This window comes from Rhodococcus sovatensis (genome assembly GCF_037327425.1).
GTDB lineage: Bacteria > Actinomycetota > Actinomycetes > Mycobacteriales > Mycobacteriaceae > Rhodococcoides > Rhodococcoides sovatense.
On record NZ_CP147846.1, the window covers coordinates 5,960,192 to 5,982,750 of the forward strand.

The 22,559-nt window shown below is 62.9% G+C and carries 24 protein-coding genes and 1 pseudogene; 16 read left to right on the forward strand and 9 right to left on the reverse strand.

Annotated elements, in window-relative coordinates:
* The first annotated feature begins 41 nt into the window (after positions 1 to 41).
* The 4 genes from WDS16_RS27905 to WDS16_RS27920 all read left to right on the forward strand — a co-directional run bounded on the left by WDS16_RS27905 (position 42) and on the right by WDS16_RS27920 (position 2,695).
* Entirely contained in the window at positions 42 to 791 is a 750-nt protein-coding gene (locus WDS16_RS27905) for an IclR family transcriptional regulator (protein WP_338889477.1), read from the forward strand.
* A 50-nt stretch (positions 792 to 841) separates the two neighbouring features.
* Positions 842 to 2,017 carry a 4-hydroxybenzoate 3-monooxygenase gene (locus tag WDS16_RS27910; protein ID WP_338889479.1) on the forward strand — a complete coding sequence of 392 codons (1,176 nt, stop codon included), beginning with the start codon at positions 842 to 844 and terminating at the stop codon, positions 2,015 to 2,017.
* Between the two features lie 182 nt (positions 2,018 to 2,199).
* On the forward strand, positions 2,200 to 2,370 hold the full coding sequence (locus tag WDS16_RS27915; RefSeq protein ID WP_338889480.1) for a CsbD family protein: 171 nt from the start codon (positions 2,200 to 2,202) through the stop codon (positions 2,368 to 2,370).
* A 172-nt stretch (positions 2,371 to 2,542) separates the two neighbouring features.
* Positions 2,543 to 2,695, forward strand: coding sequence for a hypothetical protein (locus WDS16_RS27920; protein WP_338889481.1), 153 nt, complete (start codon positions 2,543 to 2,545; stop codon positions 2,693 to 2,695).
* Between the two features lie 124 nt (positions 2,696 to 2,819).
* Here the strand turns inward: WDS16_RS27920 and WDS16_RS27925 are convergent, their stop codons facing one another.
* On the reverse strand, positions 2,820 to 3,365 hold the full coding sequence (locus WDS16_RS27925; protein WP_338889482.1) for a DinB family protein: 546 nt from the start codon (positions 3,363 to 3,365) through the stop codon (positions 2,820 to 2,822).
* A 39-nt stretch (positions 3,366 to 3,404) separates the two neighbouring features.
* Positions 3,405 to 4,202, reverse strand: coding sequence for an alpha/beta fold hydrolase (locus tag WDS16_RS27930; RefSeq protein WP_338889483.1), 798 nt, complete (start codon positions 4,200 to 4,202; stop codon positions 3,405 to 3,407).
* Between the two features lie 117 nt (positions 4,203 to 4,319).
* Between WDS16_RS27930 and WDS16_RS27935 the strand changes: the two genes are divergently transcribed.
* The 6 genes from WDS16_RS27935 (at position 4,320) to WDS16_RS27960 (ending at position 9,264) form a co-directional block, all read left to right on the forward strand.
* Entirely contained in the window at positions 4,320 to 4,802 is a 483-nt protein-coding gene (locus WDS16_RS27935) for a histidine kinase (protein ID WP_338889484.1), read from the forward strand.
* Between the two features lie 91 nt (positions 4,803 to 4,893).
* On the forward strand, positions 4,894 to 5,775 hold the full coding sequence (locus WDS16_RS27940) for a hypothetical protein (RefSeq protein WP_338889485.1): 882 nt from the start codon (positions 4,894 to 4,896) through the stop codon (positions 5,773 to 5,775).
* 33 nt (positions 5,776 to 5,808) lie between these two features.
* On the forward strand, positions 5,809 to 6,753 hold the full coding sequence (locus WDS16_RS27945) for an ATP-binding cassette domain-containing protein (protein ID WP_338889487.1): 945 nt from the start codon (positions 5,809 to 5,811) through the stop codon (positions 6,751 to 6,753).
* Positions 6,750 to 7,586, forward strand: a complete 837-nt coding sequence (locus WDS16_RS27950) for an ABC transporter permease (RefSeq protein ID WP_422395730.1) — start codon at positions 6,750 to 6,752, stop codon at positions 7,584 to 7,586. The genes WDS16_RS27945 and WDS16_RS27950 overlap by 4 nt, the downstream gene beginning before the upstream one ends.
* Positions 7,587 to 7,696: 110 nt before the next feature.
* Entirely contained in the window at positions 7,697 to 8,104 is a 408-nt protein-coding gene (locus WDS16_RS27955; RefSeq protein WP_338889489.1) for a YciI family protein, read from the forward strand.
* 2 nt (positions 8,105 to 8,106) lie between these two features.
* Positions 8,107 to 9,264 carry an RNA polymerase sigma factor gene (locus WDS16_RS27960; RefSeq protein ID WP_338889491.1) on the forward strand — a complete coding sequence of 386 codons (1,158 nt, stop codon included), beginning with the start codon at positions 8,107 to 8,109 and terminating at the stop codon, positions 9,262 to 9,264.
* Here WDS16_RS27960 and WDS16_RS27965 read toward each other — a convergent pair.
* The 5 genes from WDS16_RS27965 to WDS16_RS27985 form a co-directional block, all read right to left on the reverse strand.
* The gene (locus tag WDS16_RS27965; protein ID WP_338889493.1) at positions 9,251 to 10,495 is read right to left on the reverse strand and encodes an alpha-hydroxy acid oxidase; all 1,245 of its coding nucleotides are present in this window, start codon (positions 10,493 to 10,495) and stop codon (positions 9,251 to 9,253) included. The two genes, WDS16_RS27960 and WDS16_RS27965, sit on opposite strands and share 14 nt — an antisense overlap.
* A gap of 82 nt (positions 10,496 to 10,577) precedes the next feature.
* Positions 10,578 to 11,222, reverse strand: a complete 645-nt coding sequence (locus tag WDS16_RS27970; protein ID WP_338889495.1) for a GntR family transcriptional regulator — start codon at positions 11,220 to 11,222, stop codon at positions 10,578 to 10,580.
* Complete coding sequence (locus tag WDS16_RS27975) at positions 11,219 to 11,935, reverse strand: haloacid dehalogenase type II (RefSeq protein WP_338889496.1); 717 nt, start codon at positions 11,933 to 11,935, stop codon at positions 11,219 to 11,221. Before WDS16_RS27975 ends, WDS16_RS27970 begins: the two co-directional genes overlap by 4 nt.
* Positions 11,936 to 11,990: 55 nt before the next feature.
* Positions 11,991 to 12,128: a hypothetical protein gene (locus tag WDS16_RS27980; protein ID WP_338889498.1), complete on the reverse strand. Its 138-nt coding sequence runs from the start codon at positions 12,126 to 12,128 to the stop codon at positions 11,991 to 11,993.
* A 68-nt stretch (positions 12,129 to 12,196) separates the two neighbouring features.
* Positions 12,197 to 12,898, reverse strand: a complete 702-nt coding sequence (locus WDS16_RS27985; RefSeq protein ID WP_338889500.1) for a GntR family transcriptional regulator — start codon at positions 12,896 to 12,898, stop codon at positions 12,197 to 12,199.
* A 137-nt stretch (positions 12,899 to 13,035) separates the two neighbouring features.
* Here WDS16_RS27985 and WDS16_RS27990 point away from each other — a divergent pair, with 137 nt between their 5' ends.
* The 6 genes from WDS16_RS27990 (at position 13,036) to WDS16_RS28015 (ending at position 19,841) form a co-directional block, all read left to right on the forward strand.
* Positions 13,036 to 14,088 (forward strand): zinc-binding dehydrogenase, encoded by a 1,053-nt coding sequence (locus tag WDS16_RS27990; protein ID WP_338889501.1) that lies wholly within the window; start codon positions 13,036 to 13,038, stop codon positions 14,086 to 14,088.
* Positions 14,085 to 15,290, forward strand: coding sequence for a D-mannonate dehydratase ManD (gene manD, locus WDS16_RS27995; RefSeq protein WP_338889503.1), 1,206 nt, complete (start codon positions 14,085 to 14,087; stop codon positions 15,288 to 15,290). Before WDS16_RS27990 ends, manD begins: the two co-directional genes overlap by 4 nt.
* Before the next feature lie 8 nt (positions 15,291 to 15,298).
* Entirely contained in the window at positions 15,299 to 16,237 is a 939-nt protein-coding gene (locus WDS16_RS28000) for a sugar kinase (RefSeq protein ID WP_338889505.1), read from the forward strand.
* Positions 16,234 to 17,652, forward strand: coding sequence for a mannitol dehydrogenase family protein (locus WDS16_RS28005; RefSeq protein ID WP_338889506.1), 1,419 nt, complete (start codon positions 16,234 to 16,236; stop codon positions 17,650 to 17,652). Before WDS16_RS28000 ends, WDS16_RS28005 begins: the two co-directional genes overlap by 4 nt.
* Positions 17,649 to 18,278, forward strand: coding sequence for a bifunctional 4-hydroxy-2-oxoglutarate aldolase/2-dehydro-3-deoxy-phosphogluconate aldolase (gene eda / locus WDS16_RS28010; protein ID WP_338889509.1), 630 nt, complete (start codon positions 17,649 to 17,651; stop codon positions 18,276 to 18,278). Before WDS16_RS28005 ends, eda begins: the two co-directional genes overlap by 4 nt.
* 165 nt (positions 18,279 to 18,443) lie before the next feature.
* Complete coding sequence (locus WDS16_RS28015) at positions 18,444 to 19,841, forward strand: MFS transporter (RefSeq protein ID WP_338889511.1); 1,398 nt, start codon at positions 18,444 to 18,446, stop codon at positions 19,839 to 19,841.
* A gap of 10 nt (positions 19,842 to 19,851) precedes the next feature.
* Here the strand turns inward: WDS16_RS28015 and WDS16_RS28020 are convergent.
* Together WDS16_RS28020 and WDS16_RS28025 are read right to left on the reverse strand one after the other, a co-directional pair.
* Positions 19,852 to 20,779 (reverse strand): annotated as a pseudogene (locus WDS16_RS28020) (IS5 family transposase).
* A gap of 46 nt (positions 20,780 to 20,825) precedes the next feature.
* A complete protein-coding gene (locus WDS16_RS28025) occupies positions 20,826 to 22,526 on the reverse strand; it encodes a nitroreductase/quinone reductase family protein (protein WP_338889512.1) in 1,701 nt (566 codons plus the stop codon).
* Positions 22,527 to 22,559 lie beyond the last annotated feature (33 nt).

Consider the following 22,559-nt stretch of genomic DNA (forward strand, 5'->3'; position numbering starts at 1 on the left):
AAAGTGCGGGATCTGCGTCGCTGATGTGGTGAAGTTGTGCCGTGGCGGGAAACACGAGGAATCCCGGGCAATCGGTGTCGTCGCGGTTGCTCGCCATCCTTGCTGTCTTCGACGAGACGCGCCCGTCTCTCTCCCTGTCGAACATCGCGAACGGATCCGGCCTCGCGCCGGCGACCGCGCACCGGTTGGTGGCCGAACTCGTCGAATGGGGAGCGCTGGTCCGTACCGATTCGGGTGAGTACGTCGTCGGGAGGCGGTTGTGGAAGCTCGGCATGCTCGCCCCCGATCAGGCCGACCTGAGGGAAGTAGCGTCACCGTTTCTACACGACATCTACGGCGCGACCCTCGCGACGGTTCACCTCGCGATCCGTGACGGGGACCAGGTGCTCTACCTCGACCGGCTTGCGGGACACGCTTCGGTGCCCGCGGTGAGTCGCGTCGGTTCGCGCCTTCCGCTGCACGCGACCGGGGTGGGCAAAGTGCTGTTGGCGTTCGCGCCCGCAGAGGTGAGAGAACGCGTGCTCGGCTCATTGACCCGTCTCACCCCCTACACGGTCGTGCACCCCGGCACGCTCGCAAGCGAGCTCCGTCGCGTACACCGTGACGGGTATGCCAAAACTGTCGAGGAAATGACTCTGGGTGCATGTTCGGTGGCGGTTCCGATTCGTCGGCGCGACGACGAGGTGGTCGCGGCGCTAGGAATCGTGGTGCCGAACCTTGGCCGTGACCGCGCCACATTGGTCGCGGCGTTGCAGGTCGCGGCGCAGGGTATTCGCCGGAGTTTTCACTGAGTGGAAAACATCCCTTGGTGTGCCCGCAGACACGGTGTGTACTGACGGGCATGCGAACTGAAGTTGCCATCATCGGTGCCGGCCCGGCCGGCTTGCTCCTCTCTCACCTGCTTGCCGAGCAAGGAGTGGAGTCGGTTCTGATCGAGACCAGGTCGCAGGAGTACGTGCTGTCACGTATCCGCGCGGGCATTCTCGAACATTCGACCGTCCAGCTTCTCGATGACATCGGTCTCGGAACACGGTTGCACGCCGAAGGTCAACAACATCGAGGCATCTACCTGCAGTGGCCGGAGGAGCGTCACAACATCGACTTCACGGACCTCGTCGGGCGGAGCGTGTGGGTCTACGGCCAGACCGAGGTGACCAAGGACCTCGTTGCGGCACGCGAAGCAGCCGGTCAGCAGATCTACTACGAAGTGACCGATACTGCCTTGCACGACATCGAAAGTGACTCGCCCTTCGTCACGTTCACCGATTCGTCCGGTACTCAGGTCCGCCTCGACGCGTCGGTCGTGGCTGGGTGCGACGGTTCGTTCGGCCCGAGCAGAGCGGCAATGCCGGACAGTGTGCGTCAGGTATGGGAGCGCACCTACCCGTATTCGTGGCTAGGCGTGCTCGCCGACGTCGCTCCGTCGACCGACGAACTCATCTACGCCTGGCACCCGGATGGTTTCGCGATGCACTCCATGCGGTCGTCGACGGTCAGCAGGTTGTATCTGCAGGTGCCGAACGGGACCGACGTGAGTACGTGGTCCGATGACCGGATCTGGGATGCGTTGTCCACCAGGCTCGGTCACGGACAGGACGGATGGGAGCTGACGCCGGGTCCGATCACCGAGAAGAGCGTCCTGCCGATGCGTAGCTATGTGCAGACGCCGATGCGTCACGGCAGGTTGTTCTTGGCCGGGGATGCCGCGCACATCGTGCCGCCGACCGGAGCGAAGGGACTCAATCTAGCGGTCGCCGACGTCGCGCTGCTGGCACCTGCGTTGGCAGCGTTGCTTCGAAAGAACGACGACACTCTGGCGAACTCGTACAGCGACGACGCTCTTCGCCGTGTCTGGCGGTGCACGCACTTTTCGTGGTGGATGACCACGATGCTGCACACCGCCGAGGATCCGTTCGATGCGCAGCTGCAGCTCTCGCAGTTGCGATGGGTCGCGAGCAGCGAGGCGGGAGCAACCGGACTTGCCGAGAACTACGCGGGCCTACCCATTGGGTTCTGAGGCTGAGCTGGGTTCTGAGGCTGAGCTGGGTTCTGAGGCTGCGGCGCTGCCGGATCTGGTGTGATGCAGATCTCTCGGTGATCGACGTGCGATTGTGAGCGTCGGATCCGACTAACTCTCTGCACAACGCGGGCGTGTTTCCGGCAACGACCGTTGTCGACGCCATAACGAGAGGATCGATCATGAGCTTCATCGACAAGGCCAAGAACGCTGCTGAAGACGCACTCGGCAAGGCAAAAGAGGTCGTCGGCGACGTCACCGACAACAAGAACCTCGAAGCCGAGGGCAAGAAGGATCAGGGCTCGGCCGGCGTCAAGAAGGTCGGCGAGAACATCAAGGACACCTTCAAGTAAGTCACTGGTTGCGGCGGTCGGGCGCGTCTTTTACATGTATTCGACGACATGGGATTGGACGACGCCCGACGCCCGCTGGTTCTTGCGGCGTGCCTACTTCCGCCGCGTCGTGGGTTTGCAATGCCGGCCGAGCGGATAAGCAGTTCGACACGGCAACGACAGGAGTTTCACCATGGATACCCCGGCATCGGACAGCACAGGTTCTGACGAGAACGCCAAGTTGGGCGAAGATGGGACGATCCCCAACACCGAGGACGGCGTCGCTGTCGGGCATACGGAGAAATCGTCGTTCGAGCCGGAAGAAGACGAACAAGCCCAGGAGTGACCAGGCGCCTGTAACCGTTGGTGCCCCAACGAGTCTGAACGCGCGCGTTTCAGCGGCTGCGCAGGTTGCAACTACCGTGCAAAGTGCGCGTTGGCTGGAACGTGCGCAGTGACAGACGCTGCCGTCACCTCCCGGTCGACCCGTCGGCGAGTTCGCGCAGGATGTCGAGATGCCCGGCGTGGCGCCCGGTTTCCTCGATCATGTGTGTCAGAGCCCAACGCATCGACGGCCCTGTACTTCGGCCTGCGCGCAATGGGGCGGGACCGGACAGATCCTGGCACTGGTCGATGAGTTCGTTGGCGCGGCGCACGGTCTCGCGGTAGTCGGACACGACAGCATCGACGGACATCGACGTCGGGGCGTTGAAGGTCTTCTTCCAATTCTGGATGTGCTCACCGAGGAAGGTTGATCGTTCGACTGCCGTGAGGTGGTTGACCAGTCCGAGCAGGTTGGTGCCCGACGGCACCATGGCTGTGCGAGCAGCAGATTCGTCCAGGTCGAGGAGTTTGTCGGCCACACAGTCTCGGAGGTAGTTCAAGAACCCCATCAGCACTTCTTTCTCGGATGCGCCGGTGCTCGGCGGCGGAGCATCGCGTCGTCGGCGCGGTGAACGGCGCCCGGGCTGATCGGTCAGAGGCGCGGAGTTCTGCTGTGATCCGGTGGGCTTCATGATTCGCTCCCTGCTATGTCGATCCGCACCTCGCCACCGTCACGGTACCGCTGGGGACTCGCTGCCGGACAATAGAATTGATGCGATCAGTTCGGGATTGTCGGTCATCGGGACGTGTCCGACGCCAGGTACCGTGACGAATCGAGCATGCGGAAGATTCTTCTTTGCTCGCGCCATCTGATAGATCGGCAGTACGAGGTCGCGCCGACCCCATGCGATGGTGATGGGCACATGTGGTTCCGTTGCGACCGGTAGCTCGAACGTGGCGTCGAGACCCTTGTCTACCAATGCGTTCGACAGTAGTGAGGCGGCGTCGACGACGGCGTCGTCGTAGGATACTCGGCTGGGATGAGCGAAGAATGCAGAGATCGCCGGATAGCGTACAGCTTTGTACGACAGCAGCTTCGGTGCATGATCGCCCATTCCGCGGGTGATTTTTCGAAGCGCTTGGAACGTGCCGATGGCACGGCGGCGGTCGGCGTCGTTGACGAAGAAACCGGCGGGCGAGAGTGCAGTGGCCGAGGCGACGTGTCCGCGGCACGCGAGGGCCAGCGCCAACCATCCGCCGAGCGAGTTGCCGGCGATGTGGACTCGTGCGTCGGGTGTCTCGAACTCGGCGACCAGTGCACTGAGGGCATCGATTACTTGTCCGAGCAGATCGGGCCCGCTCATGTCGAGGGCTGGCGATTCGCCGTGGCCGAGGAGATCCACGGTAACCACCGTGCGGTACGGCGTCAGCAAGTCGACGACCGAATTCCAGGCCTGCCTGCGATGCACCACCCCGTGGACGAGTACCAGTGTAGGGCCGGTGCCTGCGACGTCGTGGCGCATTGTCATGTCGGTCATGGTAGCGGTCCGGGTAGTGCTGTTCGGCGCAGAACGTTGGACCGGCGTGCTGAACCGTAGACACCAACTGGCATTGACGCGACACCAGGATGGTGTCATCATGGTGTCATGGAATTGGGACGGCACGTCGAGGATTTGCGGCGTCAACTCATGCAGACCGCCGAGAGCGGTACCGAGGACACCCGTGCTGTTGCGGAGCGTCTGGTCGCCGGTCTGGACGCAGCAACTCGAATGGTCATCCTCGACGTTCTGTCGACTGCGGTCGGGGAGATCACCCGGGACCTCGCGCCCGGCTCCGTCGATATCCGGCTCCGTGGGCGCGACGTCGAGTTCGTCGTCACACAACCCGTGGCCGACAGTGAAGAACGTGCGGTGTCGCCCGTAGACCTCGATGACGCGAGTACTTCGCGCACGACGCTCCGCCTACCGGACAGCCTCAAATCACGCGTCGACGATGCCGCGTCGGCAGATGGGTTGTCCGTCAACACCTGGCTCGTGCGGGCGGTCGCGGACGCGCTCCAACCCAAGCAGCGACGATCTGCGCAGCGAACCCTTCGCAAGGGGGACAACTTCGCCGGCTGGGTGCGCTGAGACTCACAGCACCACAAGCTTTTCGAAGCCACGCGACTTGCGGGGCCGAACAAACACGCCCACATCCGCTTAACTTCAGGAGGCGCACATCATGCCCACCTTCGACACTCCGAACTCGATCGACGTCGCGATAGACCTGCAGGCCGGGTCGATCGAGGTGTCAGCGTCAGCACGAAAGGACACGGTCGTAACCGTCACGTCCGGCAAACAGGCCAAGTCGAGTGACCAAGACCAGCGCGCGGCCGCGGACACGACGGTCGATTTCGATGGTCGACGGATGGTCGTTGCGGGGCCGAAACCGCGCCTGAGTTGGTTCGGTCCGTCCGAGTCGATCGACGTGAAGATCGAGGTTCCTGCCGGCTCTCGGCTCGCTGCGGAAATAGCGGCCGGGGGAGTACGCACCGACGGAACCCTCGGTGCTACGCGTATCAAAAGCGGAACCGGCGCAGTCGATCTCGATACGACCGGAGACCTGTGGCTGCGCGTCTCGCACGGCAACGCGTCCGTCGCCAGCGCGCACGGAAATGTCGACATCACCGCCGACCACGGACAGGTGCGTATCGGCAGCGTTGCAGGTGACGCTCTTCTGAGGTCGTCCTACGGCAACATCACGGTCTCCGAATCCGGCGGTGAGATCGATGCGAAGCTCTCCTACGGCGATCTCGAGATCGCGCATGCGGGCACTTCCGTCTGGGCGAAAACCGCGTACGGAACGATCACGCTCGGTGAGGTCTCGAGTGGATCGATGGACGTCGAGAGCGGTTTCGGAGGGCTCGTGATCGGGGTGCGGCGCGGTGTCGCTGCATGGCTGGATCTCTCGTCCACGGACGGGCGTGTGCGCAACGACCTCGACAGCGGCGCCGCGCCCAGTGAGTCCGAGCAATCGGTATCGATCCGAGCTCGAAACCGCTACGGCGACATTGATGTTCGCTACTCCGACGTTCGATACTCCGATGTTCGAAACTCGCGCTGACCCAGTAGTGCTACGACAAAGGAATGAGCACCGATGAACATCAATGCTATCGAAGCCCGTGGGTTGCGAAAGTCCTACGGCAACAGTCTTGTACTCGACGACGTCGACCTGGCAGTCCCGGCAGGGAGCGTCACTGCACTCCTCGGTCCGAACGGGGCTGGAAAGACCACTACCGTCCACATCCTCTCGACCCTCGTTCGGCCGGACGGGGGTACGGCCACGGTCTCGGGGTGTGACGTAGTGCGTGATCCCGACGGAGTTCGGGCCGCCATCGGTCTGACCGGACAGTTCTCGGCGGTGGACAGTCTGCTGACCGGTGAAGAGAATCTCGTCTTGATGGCCAGACTCCGTCATCTCGGGCCGCGACGGACCAAGGCGCGCGTAGCCGAACTGCTCGAGCAATTCGATCTCGTCGAGGCTGCCCGCAGACCGTTGGCCACCTACTCGGGTGGGATGAAACGGCGTCTCGATCTGGCCATGACTCTGATCTGCGCACCCAGCGTGATCTTCCTCGACGAGCCCACCACAGGACTGGATCCGCGCAGCCGCCAGACGATGTGGGACATCGTGCGCGGCCTGATCGCCGAAGGAACCACCGTTCTTCTGACCACTCAGTATCTCGCGGAGGCCGATGGCCTCGCCGATCGTATCGCGGTTCTCGACGGCGGCAAGGTCGTCGCCGACGGCACTCCGGACGAGCTCAAACGACTCGTCCCCGGTGGGCACATCAAGATCGGATTCACCGACGTCTTCTCGCTCGATACAGCCGCCGCTTCACTTCTCGGTTCGACCCGCGACGAAGCAGCTCTCGCCCTCACCGTGCCTACCGATGGGGTGGTGTCGACGCTACGCACAGTGTTGGACCGCCTCGACGCGCAGCATGTCGAGATCGGTGACATCAGCATCCATACCCCGAACCTCGACGACGTGTTCTTCGCACTCACCGATCGAGCGCACAAGACTGGAGTCGAGTCATGACCACCATCGAAGCTGCGACGTCGCCGAATGCCGGTGCCAGCAGAATCACGCACACGTTCCTCGACGCGATCACTATGTTGCGTCGAAACTTGTTGCACATGGTGCGCTACCCAGGTCTGACAGTGTTCGTGATCGGGGCGCCGGTGGTGTTTCTGCTGCTGTTCGTCTTCGTCTTCGGTGGGGCACTGGGCGCAGGGTTACCCGGAGTGGACTCGGCCGGTGGGCGGACTGCCTATGTCACCTATGTCGTTCCAGGGATCTTGGCGATGACGATTGCCGGAACGGCCGGAGGTATTGCAACCACGGTTGCGATGGACATGACCGAGGGCATCACTGCGAGGTTCCGGACGATGGCGATCTCGAGGGCATCGGTGCTTGCCGGGCACGTCCTCGGCAACACAGTGCAAGCGATCATCGGAGTGGTAGTCGTGCTCGGCGTTGCACTACTGGTCGGATTTCGTCCCAGCGCAGGACCGGTGGATGCACTCGCCGCCGCCGGGTTGATCGCGGCTATCGCGTTCGCGGTCAGCTGGTTGGCTGTCGCGATGGGGATGGCAGCGAAGTCGGTGGAAACGGCAAGCAACACGCCGATGTTGCTGTTGTTGCTCCCATTCCTCGGTAGTGGTTTCGTACCGACCGACACCATGCCGACATGGTTGCAGTGGTTCGCTCAGTACCAGCCGTTCACACCGTTCGTCGAGACTATCCGCGGATTGTTGCTCGGTACCGACGCGGGCTGGAATCCGGCACTCGCACTGGGGTGGTGTGTCGTGATCACCGCCGTCGGGTACGCATGGTCGATGGCAATCTACGAGCGCCGATCCGTCCGCTGAAAGAAAACCGCGGCGGCGATGTCGAAAACGTCCGACCAGCTTCGTCCCAGGGTTGGATGCAGCCACAGGGTTGTACGACCACATGCTCGTACGAACATAGGGAGATCATCATGGCGAAGTACCTCTTTCTGAAGCACTACCGCGGTGCGCCGGCGTCGGCCAACGATGTTCCGATGGATCAGTGGACCCCGCAGGAGATCGACGCGCACATGCAGTACATGGAGGACTTTGCCGACAAGCTCCGCGCCACAGGCGAGTTCGTCGACAGTCAAGCACTCGGTCCTGAGGGCACGTTCGTCCGCTACGACGGCGAGGGAAAACCGCCTGTCACCGACGGGCCGTTCGCGGAGACCAAAGACCTCATCGCCGGGTGGATGCTCATCGACGTCGATACATACGCCCGGGCGCTCGAACTGGCGGGTGAGCTGTCGGCTGCTCCCGGCGCAGGCGGTAAGCCCATCCACGAGTGGCTGGAGGTGCGTCCGGCGATGGGCTCACCCACAACAATCGAAGACTGACCATGGACGAAATGCTGCTTCGGGAGCTCACACCTGCGGTAATCGGCGTCCTCACCCGTCGCGGTCTCGACTTCGCGTCGGCTGAGGACGCCGTGCAGGAAGCGTTGATCCAGGCAACTCGGACGTGGACGGACGACATGCCGTCGGACCCGAAGGGCTGGCTGGTCACCGTCGCGTGGCGAAAGTTCCTCGACGGTCACCGTTCCGAGGAGGCCCGACGCGAGCGTGAGTTCCGCACCTGGGCCGAGCCACCACCGGGGCCGACGGAGAACGCAGACGACACGCTGCAGCTGTTCTTTCTGTGCGCGCATCCCTTGCTGAGCCCGTCGTCGGCGGTCGCGCTGACGTTGCGTGCGGTCGCCGGATTGACCACCAAGCAGATCGCCGAGGCGTATCTCGTCCCGGAATCGACAATGGCTCAGCGAATCAGCCGGGCCAAACGTGCTGTTCGCGATGTGCGGTTCGAGGAGCACGGAGATCTGTCGACTGTGCGACGGGTGTTGTATCTGGTCTTCAACGAGGGCTACACAGGCGATGTCGACCTGGCGTCGGAGGCGATTCGACTTACCAGGCAGCTGGCAGTCCTGAGCGCGGACGAGGAAACCGCAGGTTTGTTGGCGTTGATGTTGCTGCATCAGGCCAGGCGGAGTGCACGGACGCGCCCCGACGGCAGTCTGATCCCGCTGGCCGAGCAGGACCGGTCGCGGTGGGACACCACTCTCGTCGCCGAAGGTGTCGACATCCTGCAGGCAGCGCTTGCACGCGACCGTCTCGGTGAGTTTCAGGTGCATGCCGCGATCGCTGCGCTGCACGCCGACGCACAGCCCGTCGAGGAGACCGACTGGGTGCAGATCGTGAGCTGGTACGACGAGCTGGTTCGGATCACCGGCAGTGCGGTGGTGCAGTTGAATAGGGCGGTCGCGGTGGGGGAAGCCGATGGCGCAGCGGCTGGACTGGCCGCTTTGGCGTCCGTCGATCGTAGCGTCCCGAGGTATGCCGCAGCCGCGGCGCACCTGCATGAGAAAGCGGGTGATTCACAAACCGCGGCAGAGCTTTACGTCGAAGCCGCACGGCTCGCCTCCAGCCTTGCCGAGCGTCACCATCTCACGCTCTGCGCCGCTCGCATCGGTCAGCACAGGCCGGGCATCACCGAGTCGTGAGCGCCCGCGGGGCAAGCCGAACCAGCTGGGTGACATGCGCCGGAGTGAGTTCCTCGAGCGAACTGACGCCGAGGAGTCGCATCGTCCTGCTCACCTGCTCACCGACAATCTCGATCATGCGGTTCACCCCGTCCTCCCCGCCTGCCATGAGGCCGTACAGGTAGGCCCGTCCGAGAAGAGTGAAGCGTGCACCGAGAGCGATTGCAGCTACGACGTCCGCTCCCGACATGATGCCGGTGTCGACATGAATTTCGTACTCGCTGCCGACCTCCTTCACGACCTCGGGCAGCAAGTGGAAGGGAATGGGCGCTCGATCCAGTTGGCGGCCACCGTGGTTGGAGAGGATGATGCCGTCGACCCCTACATCGACGACCTTCTTAGCGTCGGCGATGTTCTGGATTCCCTTGACGACGATTTTTCCCGGCCACTGTTCCTTGATCCAGCGCAGGTCGTCGAAATTGACCGTGGGGTCGAACATCGTATCCAGAAGTTCGCCGACGGTTCCGGACCACTTGTCGAGAGATGCGAACGACAGCGTGTCTGTGGTCAGAAAGTCGTACCACCACCATGGGCGCGGAATGGCGTTGACGACGGTGCCGAGAGTCAGCTGCGGAGGGATGGAGAAGCCATTTCGTCTGTCACGCAGGCGCGCTCCTGCTACCGGAACATCGACGGTGACGAGAAGTGTATCGAATCCGGCGTGCGCTGCCCGATCGACGAGCGCCATGGAACGATCACGGTCCTTCCACATGTACAACTGAAACCAATTGCGTCCCGATGGGTTTGCAGCTTTGACGTCCTCGATGGCGGTAGTGCCCATGGTGGACAACGAAAACGGGATGCCGTGCTTCGCGGCCGCGTGCGCACCTCCGATTTCACCCTCGGTGTGCATCAGCCGGGTGAAGCCGGTGGGTGCGATACCGAACGGCAGTGCTACCGGAGCGCCGAGAACATCCCACCCGGTCGAGACGTTCGCGACATTGCGCAGTACCGAGGGCGTGAATTCGATGTCCTCGAATGCCTGACGAGCCCGACGAAGTGAGATTTCGGCTTCGGCGGCGCCTTCGGTGTAGTCGAATGCCGCTCGTGGAGTGCGTCGTTGCGCGATTTTGCGCAAGTCGTAGACGGTTTGTGCCTTCGCGAGGCGGTTGGCCTTGAAGTCGAAACTCGGTTTCTGGAACTGCATAAGCGGTGCGAGATCGCGAATTTTGGGCAGGTGGCGCTGAGTCATCGACGGTCCTCGCTGGTACAGATTCGGTGTGGTCTGACCACACTAACGCGGCCGCTGGCGGTGCCGCAAGACATCGAGGTTTTCAGCTCGAACTGTGCCTTGTGAAGTTGGTGACGGCGCCCCCCAAGTGGGCGCGCATCTGCGACCGCGCACGTTCCAGGTCGCCGGATCGGAGGTCGTCGAGCAACGCGCGGTGCTCGTTCGTCAACTCCTCACGCTGTGGATAGGAGTCCTTGATCTGCGCCAGGCACAGCTGGATCTCGTCCTGCAGCGTCGAGTAGACCCGGCTCAGTCGAGTACTCCCGACGGCGTCGACGATCGCGACGTGGAACGCGGTGTGGGCCTCGACCCGTCGGACCCAGTCGGCGGTGTCCGGAAGTTGTTCCATGGCGCTCAACTGCGCCTGTGCCTCGTCGAGCGTCAGGTTGCGCTCGACTATGGCCGATACACATTCGAGTTCGAGAGGCAGTCGAACGAAGTACAGATCCCGGACGTCCGCGATATCGAGAGCGGGGACGATCAAGGACCGTCCCTCGGACTGCACGGCAAGGTGTCGAGCTGTGAGCACTTGAAGCGCCGAACGTACCGTCGGTCGGGCTACTCCGAATTTCTCCGACAGTCCGGTCTCGGTGAGCGGAGTTCCAGGCTCGAACTCGCCGGACAGGATCAGCGTTCGAACTTCGTCGACCAACGCGTCGCGGGTCGACACGGTGTTGAGGGCGCTCATCGTGCTTCCTGCGCCGCCTCGGCGAACGCGCGCATGGACGGGAATTCGAGTGCGTAGGTGAACTCGCCCGTGGGCTCGGGTGTTGCGCCCCAGCCGGATCGATCATGGCGACGGTTGATCCACACCGATTCGAGGCCATGGGTTTTCGCAGGAACGTGATCGTGGAACAGGCTCTGGGCGACGTGGAGCAGTCGATCCTTGGGGGTCTGTAGCTCGGTCAGGGTCGCGTCGAGCGCCTCGAAGTGGTTCGGGGCGGGTTTGTACGCGCCGACGTCCTGGGCGGTGATGATCCGGTCGAATTGCACGTCCAGTCGGGCGTTGCTGCCGGCGAACCCCGCGTGATGGACGTTGGACAGAATGATGAGCGTGTAGCTCTCGGCGAGCGAGGCGAGTGCGTCATGGCTGTCGGGAAACGCGGGCCAGTCCGGGACCGAACTTCCCAGTCGCTGTGCCCACTGATCCGACACCGTCACGCCGAGATCCTCGCCGGTGCCGCGAAAGGCGTCGGCGAGGATCTCGGGATACAGCGCTGTGGGTGAGGAGATCTGGGCCCGTGCTTCGTTGGGCCCATAGGTCGCCAGCAGTTCGTCGTCGCCCAAGGCGAGCCCCACCTCTCGCGCCCACGGCGCCAACACGGCAGTGATGCCGCTTTCCCAGTCGATGAGGGTGCCGTAGCAATCGAAGCTCAAAGCGTCGTAGGCGGAGAGGTCCATCGTGATCCTGTCGTGTGGCGGTATGACTGTTATACAGTAACACCGCAACGACGGTTCACTCGTCTTCGGTGAGCTCCGGCGCCAGTTCGCGCGTCGCCATGCCACCGTTCTTGCCCTCGTCCACTGGGCCGGGGTGCCCGCCCTTCGGTTCGTCGTCGTGCTCGGTGCTGTCGGTCGCTTTGTCGGTTGTCATGCGTGGTGAATAGCCGGTGGGCGGTCGGTTCAACCGCCGAGCGTCGAGAAGATGAGGTCGGTTCCGTGTCACCAGCTTGGAATGACGCGCCTGGTAGGTCGAGAGTTGTTGTCCGCGAACAGGTGCGGGCTTGCTTGTTTGATTCGTTCGACGTCGTCGAACACAGCGCGCAGATGATGGCGCATTGCCCGTTCGGCGGCGTCGAAATCGGCATTCTCGACGGCGTCGACGATGGCAGTGTGTTGAGCAATGAGTTCCGGGATCGGGCGGGTGTCCCGCAGGCCCAGACGTCGGGCGCGGTCCAAATGGGCCTTCGCGGACTCCACGGACCTCCAGGCCGCGGAATGCCCGCCGGCCGCCAATAGTGTCTGATGGAATTTCTCGTCGAGTTCGAAGAAGTCCTCCATGCTCAGCCCTGGCTGGCTCTGGTCCTTCAAATTCGAACGCAGCGCAGCGACGTCGTCCTGTGAACGCGAGGCCACCGCATCTTTCAGGGACGCGATTTCTATGGCCTCGCGTACGAACTGTGCATCGGCGACTTTGTCCGTGTCGACCCGGGAGACGAAGGTGCCCAGTTGTGGGAACACCTGTACGAGGCCTTCCTCGGCGAGGAGGATGAGCGACTCGCGCACCGGTGTACGACTGACCGAGAGGTGTTCGGCCAGTTCGTTCTCGGACAGTGGGCTCCCAGGTGCAAGTTTCAGCGACACGATGCGATGCCGCAACTCCTTGTAGGCGGCCTCGCGCGCGGTGACTTTTCGGTTGCTCACCGTTGTCAGCGTAGCGGGCGCGGCGACGAGTGACTTGCGTGTACCAGGCGGCCTCACTTGACGCAGATCACCGAATGACTAGTATGGCAGCACTGGTATTCAAGAGATCGGTAGCAATGAATTCACGAGGTACTCACATGGACACGGACGGCCAGGACCTCGCTGCGATGCTGTATGGGCGTCGAGATCTGCGGATCGAACACATCGAACGAGGCGATGTCGGACCAGACCAGGTCCGCGTCGAGATGCATGGTGTGAGCCTGTGCGGCTCGGATCTGCACTACTACGCCGATGGCCGAAACGGCAGCAATACCTTGACCCAGCCGACGGTTCTGGGCCATGAAGGGTTCGGTCGGATCGTCGAGGTCGGTGCCGATATCAATGCCGATCGTGTCGGCGATCGTGTAGCGGTGGAGCCGACCGTTCCTGCACCGCACAGCCCCCTTGGCCTGCGCGGGCATTACAACGTCGATCCGAGCGTCGTCTGCTTCGGTTCACCCCCGAACAACGGTCTGCTTCGCGGGTCGGTCGTCATGCCTGCGGCATTCGCGCATTCGCTGCCGGACGCGGTCACCGATGATGTCGCGGCTTTGATCGAACCGCTGGCCGTCGCTACCTGGGCAGTGTCGCGCGCGGGATCGGTGCTCGGAAAACGCATCCTGATCACCGGCGCCGGACCCATCGGGTTGTTGGTCCTGCAGACCGTTCTCGCGCTCGGTGCCCGCGAGGTCACCATCACCGACGTATCGCAGGCTCGCCTCGACGCTGCGGTCGAACTCGGCGCTACGACGGCCGTGCTGTCCGGGGGAGATGCAATCGAATTCGGGCCGGCAGACACGGCGTTCGACTGTTCCGGCAACCCGGGCGCGATTGCCGCCGCCGCCCGATCGCTGGGTCCTGCTGGCGTGCTCGCCCTTGTCGGGGTGCCGGGGCGGCAGGAAGCAGAATTCCCCATCAGCCTCGTTCAGCGATGGGAACTAGACATCAGAGGGTGCTTTCGCTACGGACCCGACGCGTTCGCGCAGGCCATCGGTCTGGCAGCTCGAGGCCGAGTAGATCTGCATTCGCTCGTCACTTCTCGCTACCCATTGAGCGAATCCGCTGCAGCGCTCGAAGCGGCGCTCAGCGACCCGACCCAGTTGAAGATTGTCATCGAGACAGCAGCACAGAATTCAGAGGAAGACCGATGAAGATCATCGACGCCACCGTCATCGTCACGGCGCCGGGCCGCAACTATGTGACTCTGAAGATCACAACGGACGAGGGCATCGTCGGTTGGGGTGACGCCACCTTGAACGGGCGTGAGCTCGCCGTCGCATCGTATCTGCGGGATCACATCGCGCCCTTGTTGATCGGCAGAGACGCGCAGCGGATCGAAGACACCTGGCAATACCTGTACAAAGGTGCCTACTGGCGTCGTGGTCCGGTGACGATGACAGCGATAGCAGCAGTTGATGTCGCACTGTGGGACATCAAGGGCAAGGCCGCGGATATGCCTGTGTACCAGCTACTCGGCGGCGCCGCCCGCGATGGCATCATGGTGTACGGCCACGCCAGTGGGACCAGTGTCGACGAGATGCTCGACGACGTCGCCGATCATCTTGCGAAGGGCTACAAAGCCATTCGTGCTCAGTCTGCGATTCCCGGACTCGACAAGACCTACGGAATTCCGAAGAATGGTTTCTACGAGCCAGCCTCCGATTCTGCGCCGCAGGAAGACACGTGGGACACCGCGCCGTACTCGAGGTATGCACCGGAAATGCTCGGCGCCGTCCGAGAGCGGCATGGCTTCGGTTTTCACCTTCTGCATGACGTCCACCACCGACTCACCCCTATCGAGGCAGGACGACTGGGTCGTGACCTCGAGGACATGAGGATGTTCTGGATCGAGGATCCGACGCCTGCCGAGGACCAGAGTGCGTACGCGACAATTCGTCAACACACGACTACACCTCTCGCTGTCGGTGAGATCTTCAACTCCATCTGGGACTGCCAAGATCTCATCACCAATCGGTGGATCGACTACATTCGAGCCTCGGTCTCGCACGCGGGGGGCATCACGCACCTCCGTCGGATCTTTTCGCTGGCAGATCTATATGGCGTGAAGTCGGGATCGCATGGCGCTGGCGATCTGTCGCCGGTGTCGCTGGCCGCAGCGCTCCACGTCGATCTGTCGATCCCGAATTTCGGGGTCCAGGAGTACATGGGGCACGTCTCGCCCACCGAGGACGTGTTCCACACCGACTACACGTTCTCCGACGGCTTCATGCATCCAGGCAACAAGCCCGGCATCGGTGTGGAGTTCGACGAGGTTGCGGCCGCGAAATACCCGTACAACCCTCGGTACCTACCCGTCAACCGCCGTCTCGACGGCAGCATGCACGATTGGTGACACGAATCATGGCCGGTAACCGTAATTTCGATGTCGTTCTGTTGGGCGAACCGCTCATCGAGATCTCGACGACCGAACCCTTTGCCAATGGAACATCCAGTGTGCTCGGTGTCTCCGGCGATGTTGTCAACGCTGGTGCCGCGGCAGCTGCGGCCGGTGCTTCTGTCGCGCTGATTGCACGCGTGTCCAACGATGAACTCGGCGACGCTGTGTGCGAACGGATTCGAGAACTCGGTATCGACGACACTTACGTGCGGCGAGTGGACGGTCAACAAGGGGTCTACTTCCTTCACATCGATCCGAAAGGGCAGCGTCAGTTCTCCTACGCGCGTTCAGGTTCGGTCGGTTCCCAGTTGGATGTATCCGATGTACCGGTGGACGTCGTGGAGTCGGCCGGCGCGGTGCTCGCAAGTGGAATCACTGTCGCACTGTCCGATTCTGCGCGTAGGGCAGTGCTGTTCGCGGCACGGAAGGCGTCCACGTTCGTCTACGACCCGAACTTCAGGCCGCGCTTGACCACAGCCGCGCACGCAGCCGACTTCCTACGTGAAATCGCTCCACAGTGCGCCGTCGTCGTTCCATCCGCCCCAGGAGAAATCGATGCGCTGCTCGGGATCGAGGAGCCCCTCGCTGCAGCAGCGCAGCTTCGCGATTGGGGTGCTCGCTCGGTCGCCGTCACTCGCGGGGCCGACGGAGTGACCGTGGTGACCGAGGACGGTGTACATGACCAGCCGTCTGTGCCTGCTCTCGATGTCGTGGATCAGACAGGCGCGGGCGACGTGTTCGCCGGAACACTGACCGGCCGACTGGCAGTGGGCGACGATCTCGTCGAAGCCGTCGGACTGGCTGCAAGTGCTGCGTCGCTCAGTGTCGGTGGTCGCGGCGGTACCGGACTCATCGGGTCGCTGGAACAAGTTAGAGCGCACCGAGACAGCGTCACCGCATGACTCGTCTATCAGGTGCAACGGCACCCGATGTCGTACGGCCGACGACTCGCGGAATCATCCACCTCGGGCTCGGTGCGTTTCACCGAGCGCATCAGGCGGCGTTCACGCATGAGGCTTCGCTGCTGACCGGGGATACATCCTGGGGCATCGTAGGAGTCACCCAGCGGAGCAGCAGAGTCGCAGCACAGTTGCTGCCGCAGGATGGTCTGTTCACCCTGGTGGAGAAGGGAGTGGGTGTCGAGCGCGCATCGGTGATCGGGTCGATCATCGAAGTGATCAGTGCCGTAGAGGATCCGGCGGCCGTGGTCGAGTCCATCGGCGACCCCGATGTCAGGATCGTGTCGCTGACCGTCACCGAGAAGGGCTACCGGCTCGACCCAGCTACCGGCAGGTTGCGATTGGACGACTCGGATATCGTGGCTGATTTGGCCGGCCGCGCGCCGCGCACCGTCATCGGACAGCTCGTCGCGGGGATCGCCCTGCGCCGAAAGACTGATTCACCGCTGACAGTGTTGTGTTGCGACAATCTCCCGCACAACGGCAGGTTGCTCGCGAATGTGGTCGCTGATTACGTAGCTCGGGGCCAGGATTCGGACCGACTCGGACGATGGATTTCCGAGAACGTTGCGTTTCCGAGCTCCATGGTCGATCGAATCGTTCCCGCCACCACCGAGGAAGACCGTAGCTGGCTTCACGAGAAAACCGGTCTTCACGACGAAGCTCTCGTCGTCAGCGAGCCGTTCAGGCAGTGGATCGTCGAGGATGCCTTCGCTACCGACCGGCCTGCCTGGGACTTGGTCGGAGTGCAGTTCGTCGCCGATGTCGAACCGTGGGAGACGATGAAGCTTCGTGTCCTCAATGCGACGCATTCACTCCTGGCGTACCTGGGTGGGCGAGCGGGATACGTGACGATAGCCGAAGCGGTCGCGGACCCGGCCCTCGCGTCGCTGTCGCGGCGTATGATAGTCGAAAATATCTCTCCCACAATCGATCCCGGGCTGAATGTGTCTGCGTACGGCGAGGAGGTGCTGCGTCGATTCGCGAATCCGAACTTGCCGCACACCACCGGCCAGGTGGCGATGGACGGCTCGCAGAAGCTGGGGCCGCGCATCCTCGGGACCGTGCGCGATGCTCGGGCGATGAGGGGACCGACGATCTGGCTCGCGGTTGCGGTCGCGGCATGGGTTCGGTTCGTGATCGACGAGACCCTGGATGGCCGCGTGCTGGACGACCCGATGGCTGGGATCCTCGGTGCGGCAGCATCGTCCCCCGACCCGGTGGCAGCACTGCTCGGTATCGAGCGCATATTCGGAACCGATCTCGGTGCAGAATCAGAATTCGGCCTACAGGTTGCACGGGCGGCTCGACTGCTCGAAACCGGTTCGGTCGCAGAAACGGAGACAGAACTTTCATGAACACCCTCGACGTAATGGGTATCAGCCCTGTCGTTCCGGTCGTCGTCGTCGAGCAAGTCGAGGACGCAGTGCCGCTGGCCAAGGCCTTGCGCGACGGTGGGGTCTCGGTCATCGAGTTGACGCTTCGGTCCGACGTGGCTCTTGCCGCCATTGCGGCGATAGCTGCCGAGGTTCCCGAGGTAGTGGTCGGAGCAGGGACGGTCCTTTCACCTCGGGACGCGGAGTCGTCGATCGCGGCCGGCGCACGCTTTCTCGTCTCGCCGGGGTCCCCGAGGGATCTTCTCGACGCAGCGCATGGGTGGTCGGTTCCGTGGCTGCCAGGTGTCTCGACGGCAACCGAGGCGATGAACGTGGCGGACGCTGGACATACCGAAATGAAGTTCTTTCCGGCTGCGTACTCCGGTGGCGCTGCTGCGCTCGGTGCGCTCGCCGACCCCTTGCCGAACCTGACGTTCTGCCCGACCGGAGGGATCTCGCCCGCCAATGTGGCCGACTACCTCCGGTTGGCGAATGTTGCGTGCGTCGGCGGCAGCTGGTTGACGCCGAGAAAGATGGTGTCGGAGAGGAATTGGAGCGCAATAACAGATCTGGCGCGTGTTGCGTCGGCACTGCGCGGCGTCGATTGAGGAATCTCCATCGAATGGTTGACTCATTGGTATAACAGTGCTTGTATATCAGTGTGGCAAGCGCCACTTCTATCGCGTAACAAGATATGACTCTCACTGGCCGTCCCGATACGGACGCCCCGCGCGCCAACAAATCGAGCAGATCCATGAACAACGGAGTGCATGATGTCTCACGACACTAACGAATCGACGACGGACCGCCCCGTGGGTGCGACGTCGAAACGAAATACGGGCGACCTGACCAAGGCCGCGGTATCAGGCTGGCTCGGCACGGCAATGGAATTCATGGACTTCCAGCTGTACTCGCTGGCCGCAGCCATCGTCTTCAACCGAATCTTCTTCCCCGACGTAAGCCCGGCCATCGGACTGATTGCGGCAATGGCAACCTACGGGGTGGGTTACTTCGCACGGTTGGTGGGGGCCATCTACTTCGGCCGCATGGGTGACAGGATCGGTCGAAAGAAGGTTCTGTTCATCACGATTGCGATGATGGGAGCTTCGACGACGCTCATCGGCGCACTCCCGACGTACGACGCCATCGGCATTCTTGCGCCCGTCCTTCTCGTGGCGCTCCGGCTTATCCAGGGATTCGGTGCCGGCGCTGAGATCGCCGGTGCCACGGTCATGCTCGTCGAGTACGCCCCGGACAAGCGACGTGGACTCATCGGCTCGCTGGTTTCTCTGGGAACCAACTCGGGAACGCTTGCTGCATCCGGTATCTGGGCAATCCTCCTGGTTGTGCTCACCGACGACCAGCTCATCTCATGGGGTTGGCGAATTCCGTTCCTCGCGAGCTTCTTTCTGATGCTGTTCGCCCTGTGGTTGCGTACGAATCTCAAGGAGAGCCCGGTCTTCGAAGACCGCGCTGACGTCGTCGACGGTGTTGCGCTCTCGCGCGAGCAAATCGAAAACTCCGACGAAGGGGTCAAAGCCAGCGTTCTCGAGTCGGGACTTCGTCAGCGCAAGGGCCGCGCATTCTTCGTGGCGCTCGGGCTGCGTTTCGGCCAGGCAGGCAATTCCGGATTGGTCCAGACGTTCCTGGTCGGGTACATCGCATCGACGCTGCTGATGGACAAGTCGATCGCTACGACGGCAATCGTCTACGGCTCGCTGATCGGATTCGTCACCATTCCGGTTGTCGGAATCCTCGGCGACAGGTTCGGACGTCGACCTATGTACATGGCCCTCAGTGGCGCGACGATGGTGCTCGCCTTCCCGCTGATGCTCCTGGTTACGAGTGGCAACAACGTCACCCTCGTCCTCGGTATGATCTTCGCCCTCAACATCGGTGTGCTCGGTCTGTTCTCGCTCGAAAGCGTGACGATGGCCGAACTATTCGGCGCGCGAACCCGTTTCACGCAGCTGGCGCTCGCCAAAGAGATCGGCGGAATCCTCGCCACCGCCATCGGGCCCTTGCTCGCGGCAACGCTCACGGCAATCACAGGGAGTTGGTGGCCGATCGCCGCGATGCTGGTGATCTACTCCGCCATCACTCTCGTGTCGGCCTACCTCGCCCCCGAGACCCGCGGACGCGACCTCGTCAGACTCGACGACGCCATCTAGAGCGTGTCTCTTAAATTGGGTCCGTTTTCGTTTTCATCGCCGGGCGGTGGTTGTGGTTGCGGGAGTGCAGAACTGCCGCGCACAGGACAACGCCCCCGAGGAATGTCATGGCGTACTTGTCATATCGAGTGGCCACACCACGCCACTGTTTGAGCCGCCCGAAGCCACGCTCGACGGTGTTGCGGTGCTTGTACATCGTCGGATCGAAACCCGGTGGACGACCACCGGCGGACCCCTTGTCGGCCCGTCGCTGCTTCTGGTCGCTGCGCTCGGGAATGGTGTGTTTGATCTTGCGGCGACGCAGTTCGGTGCGGGTACTGGGATGGGTGTACGCCTTGTCGGCGAGCAATCGGTAGTCCTGGTCCCCACCGGCAGCTCGGTGGGCATCGAGCAACGGCACCAACTGTGGATTGTCCCCGGCTTGCCCACCGGTCAGCAGCATCGTCACCGGCGAGCACGTCAGGTCGGTCAGTGCATGGATCTTCGTGGTGAATCCTCCGCGAGATCGACCCAACGCGTGGTCAGCGGGTTCGTCGACGGATTTCTTGTAATTCGACAAGGCCCCCTGTGAGAGTGTCGGCTCGCGCACCGGCCGCATGCTGATGCGCCCGGACGCTGGTCGAGTCGATCGAGAGCACCGCCCCGATATCGCCGTCGAGTTCTTCCGGGTCGAGACCGAACACCTCGGCCACCGCGGCAAGCATCTCGTCGTAGGTGCCATCGAAGGACCATCGGTGGTGGCGTTTCCACACCGTCTGCCACGGACCGAAGTCCTCCGGCAGATCTCGCCACGGACACCCGGTACGGAATCGGTATGCGATGCCCTCCAGAATTCGCCGGTGCTCGGCGAACCGCCGCCCACGTTTTCCCACGTCGGTGGGTATCACTGGCTCGACGATCTCCCAGAACTCGTCACTGATCACTCCCACGCGCGTCATCGAAATATCATCGCTGACAGCACCTCTCAAATTTGGGAGACACGCTCTAGTCGAACGTCACGCGCACCGTGATCGGCGTCGTCTGCAGGGCTGCGAACGCAGCGCCGACGATCCTTCCGAGCAGCGGGTTGCCTCCGAAGGAACGCGCGCGGGCCGTGACGTCGTCGTCGTGAACGAACACCGCAGTACCGCTGCGCCAACGATCACCGACGCGGAGGCGGACGGCTGGATCGTCGGCGATGTTCGCTCCCCAACCGGACCTGGTGCCGTGCTGGGAGATGATCCAAGCCCCGGTGTCGTCGAACTTCGCCGAGATCGGTACGCGCCGTGCGAGACCGGTTGTACAACCGATGGTTTCGATATCGGTCATCAGCGAGACTCGAATGCCCGCCCGTGTCAGACCGTTCATCAACGGGTTGGCGAAGTGCCGACCGACGAAGCGTTCGCGCTTGAACTTGCGCAGCGCGGGATCAGACCCGGTTGCGCCCCGCCGACTGCGGAACGCGTCGATGCCGTTGCGCTGCACCATGGTCGCGGCGGTCTTCCACAGTGATCGCTGCGGATCAGGGTCTTGTCCGCTTCCGACCAGCTGAAGTTGATCCGTGTGCCACTGAAGGTCGAGGGCGCCGTCGAGCGACTTCAAGGTTGCGTATTTCTTCGGAAGGCCCAGGGTGATCCGCGGCGAGTCGAGACGGTCGACGTCGTCACGGATCAGGGCATGCCCCGCTGCCGTCACCAGTGCAGTCGGCCTACCGAGGCCGACTACGTCGCAGTCTCCCGACCCAACTGCCAGGCTCATCGCCGACCTCGTGCGAAAGCCCCCGGTTACGGCGAGGGTGACGTCGCCCGCGGCGCGTCGTACCTCTCGCGCATAGTCCAGGAAGTAAGCCTCCCGTTTCGCCGTGCTGTCGGAGACCGACACCGGGCGGCCCATCATCGCGGGTGACTCGTAACTGCCTCCGCTGATCTCGATCAGGTCGATGTCTTCGCCGACGAGATGCTCGACGACCAGCCGCGATTCCTCCTCGGTGAACCCGCCCTTCTGAAAGTCGGCCGAGTTCAGCTTGATCCCGACGGCGAAGCTCGGCGACACAGAGGCTCTGATGGTGCGGACAACCTCCAAGACGAACTGCATGCGCCCGTCGATGTCGCCGCCCCACCGATCTTCGCGCTTGTTGGCAGCGGGTGAAAGGAACTGCGACACCAGATACCCGTGCGCCCCATGTATCTGTACACCGTCGAAGCATGCGGACTCGGCGACCGATGCGGCGATGGCGAACCGCTCGACGATGTCGCCGATCTCGTAGCCGGTCAAGGCGCGCGGTGCGGGGATTCCGGGGATATTGGGGGCGATTGCGGACGGTGCAACTGGTGTTTCGTGGGTAGCGAGTGGATTCGCTTGTCGGCCAGGGTGATTGAGCTGCATCCATACCGGCGATCCGCCGTCGCCGGTCGATTTCGCCCAGCGCGTGAGCGCGTCCACATCGCGGTCGTCTTCGATGACGACGTTGCCGGGCTCACCGATGTGCTTCCGGTCGACCATGACGTTGCCGGTGACCACCAGCCCGTATCCGCCCGCTCCCCACTGTGTGTAGAGGCGTTCCAATCTGATGTCGGGCGCGTGGTCGGGCGTGCCGAGGCCTTCGCTCAGCGCAGCCTTCATGATTCGGTTGGGAAGCATCTGGCCGCATGCCAGTGTCAACGGCGAGGACAGGGTGCTGACGCTTCGGTGCTCGTCTGTATCCATGGTGACTCCTCATCGCGGGCGTGGCAGCTATGC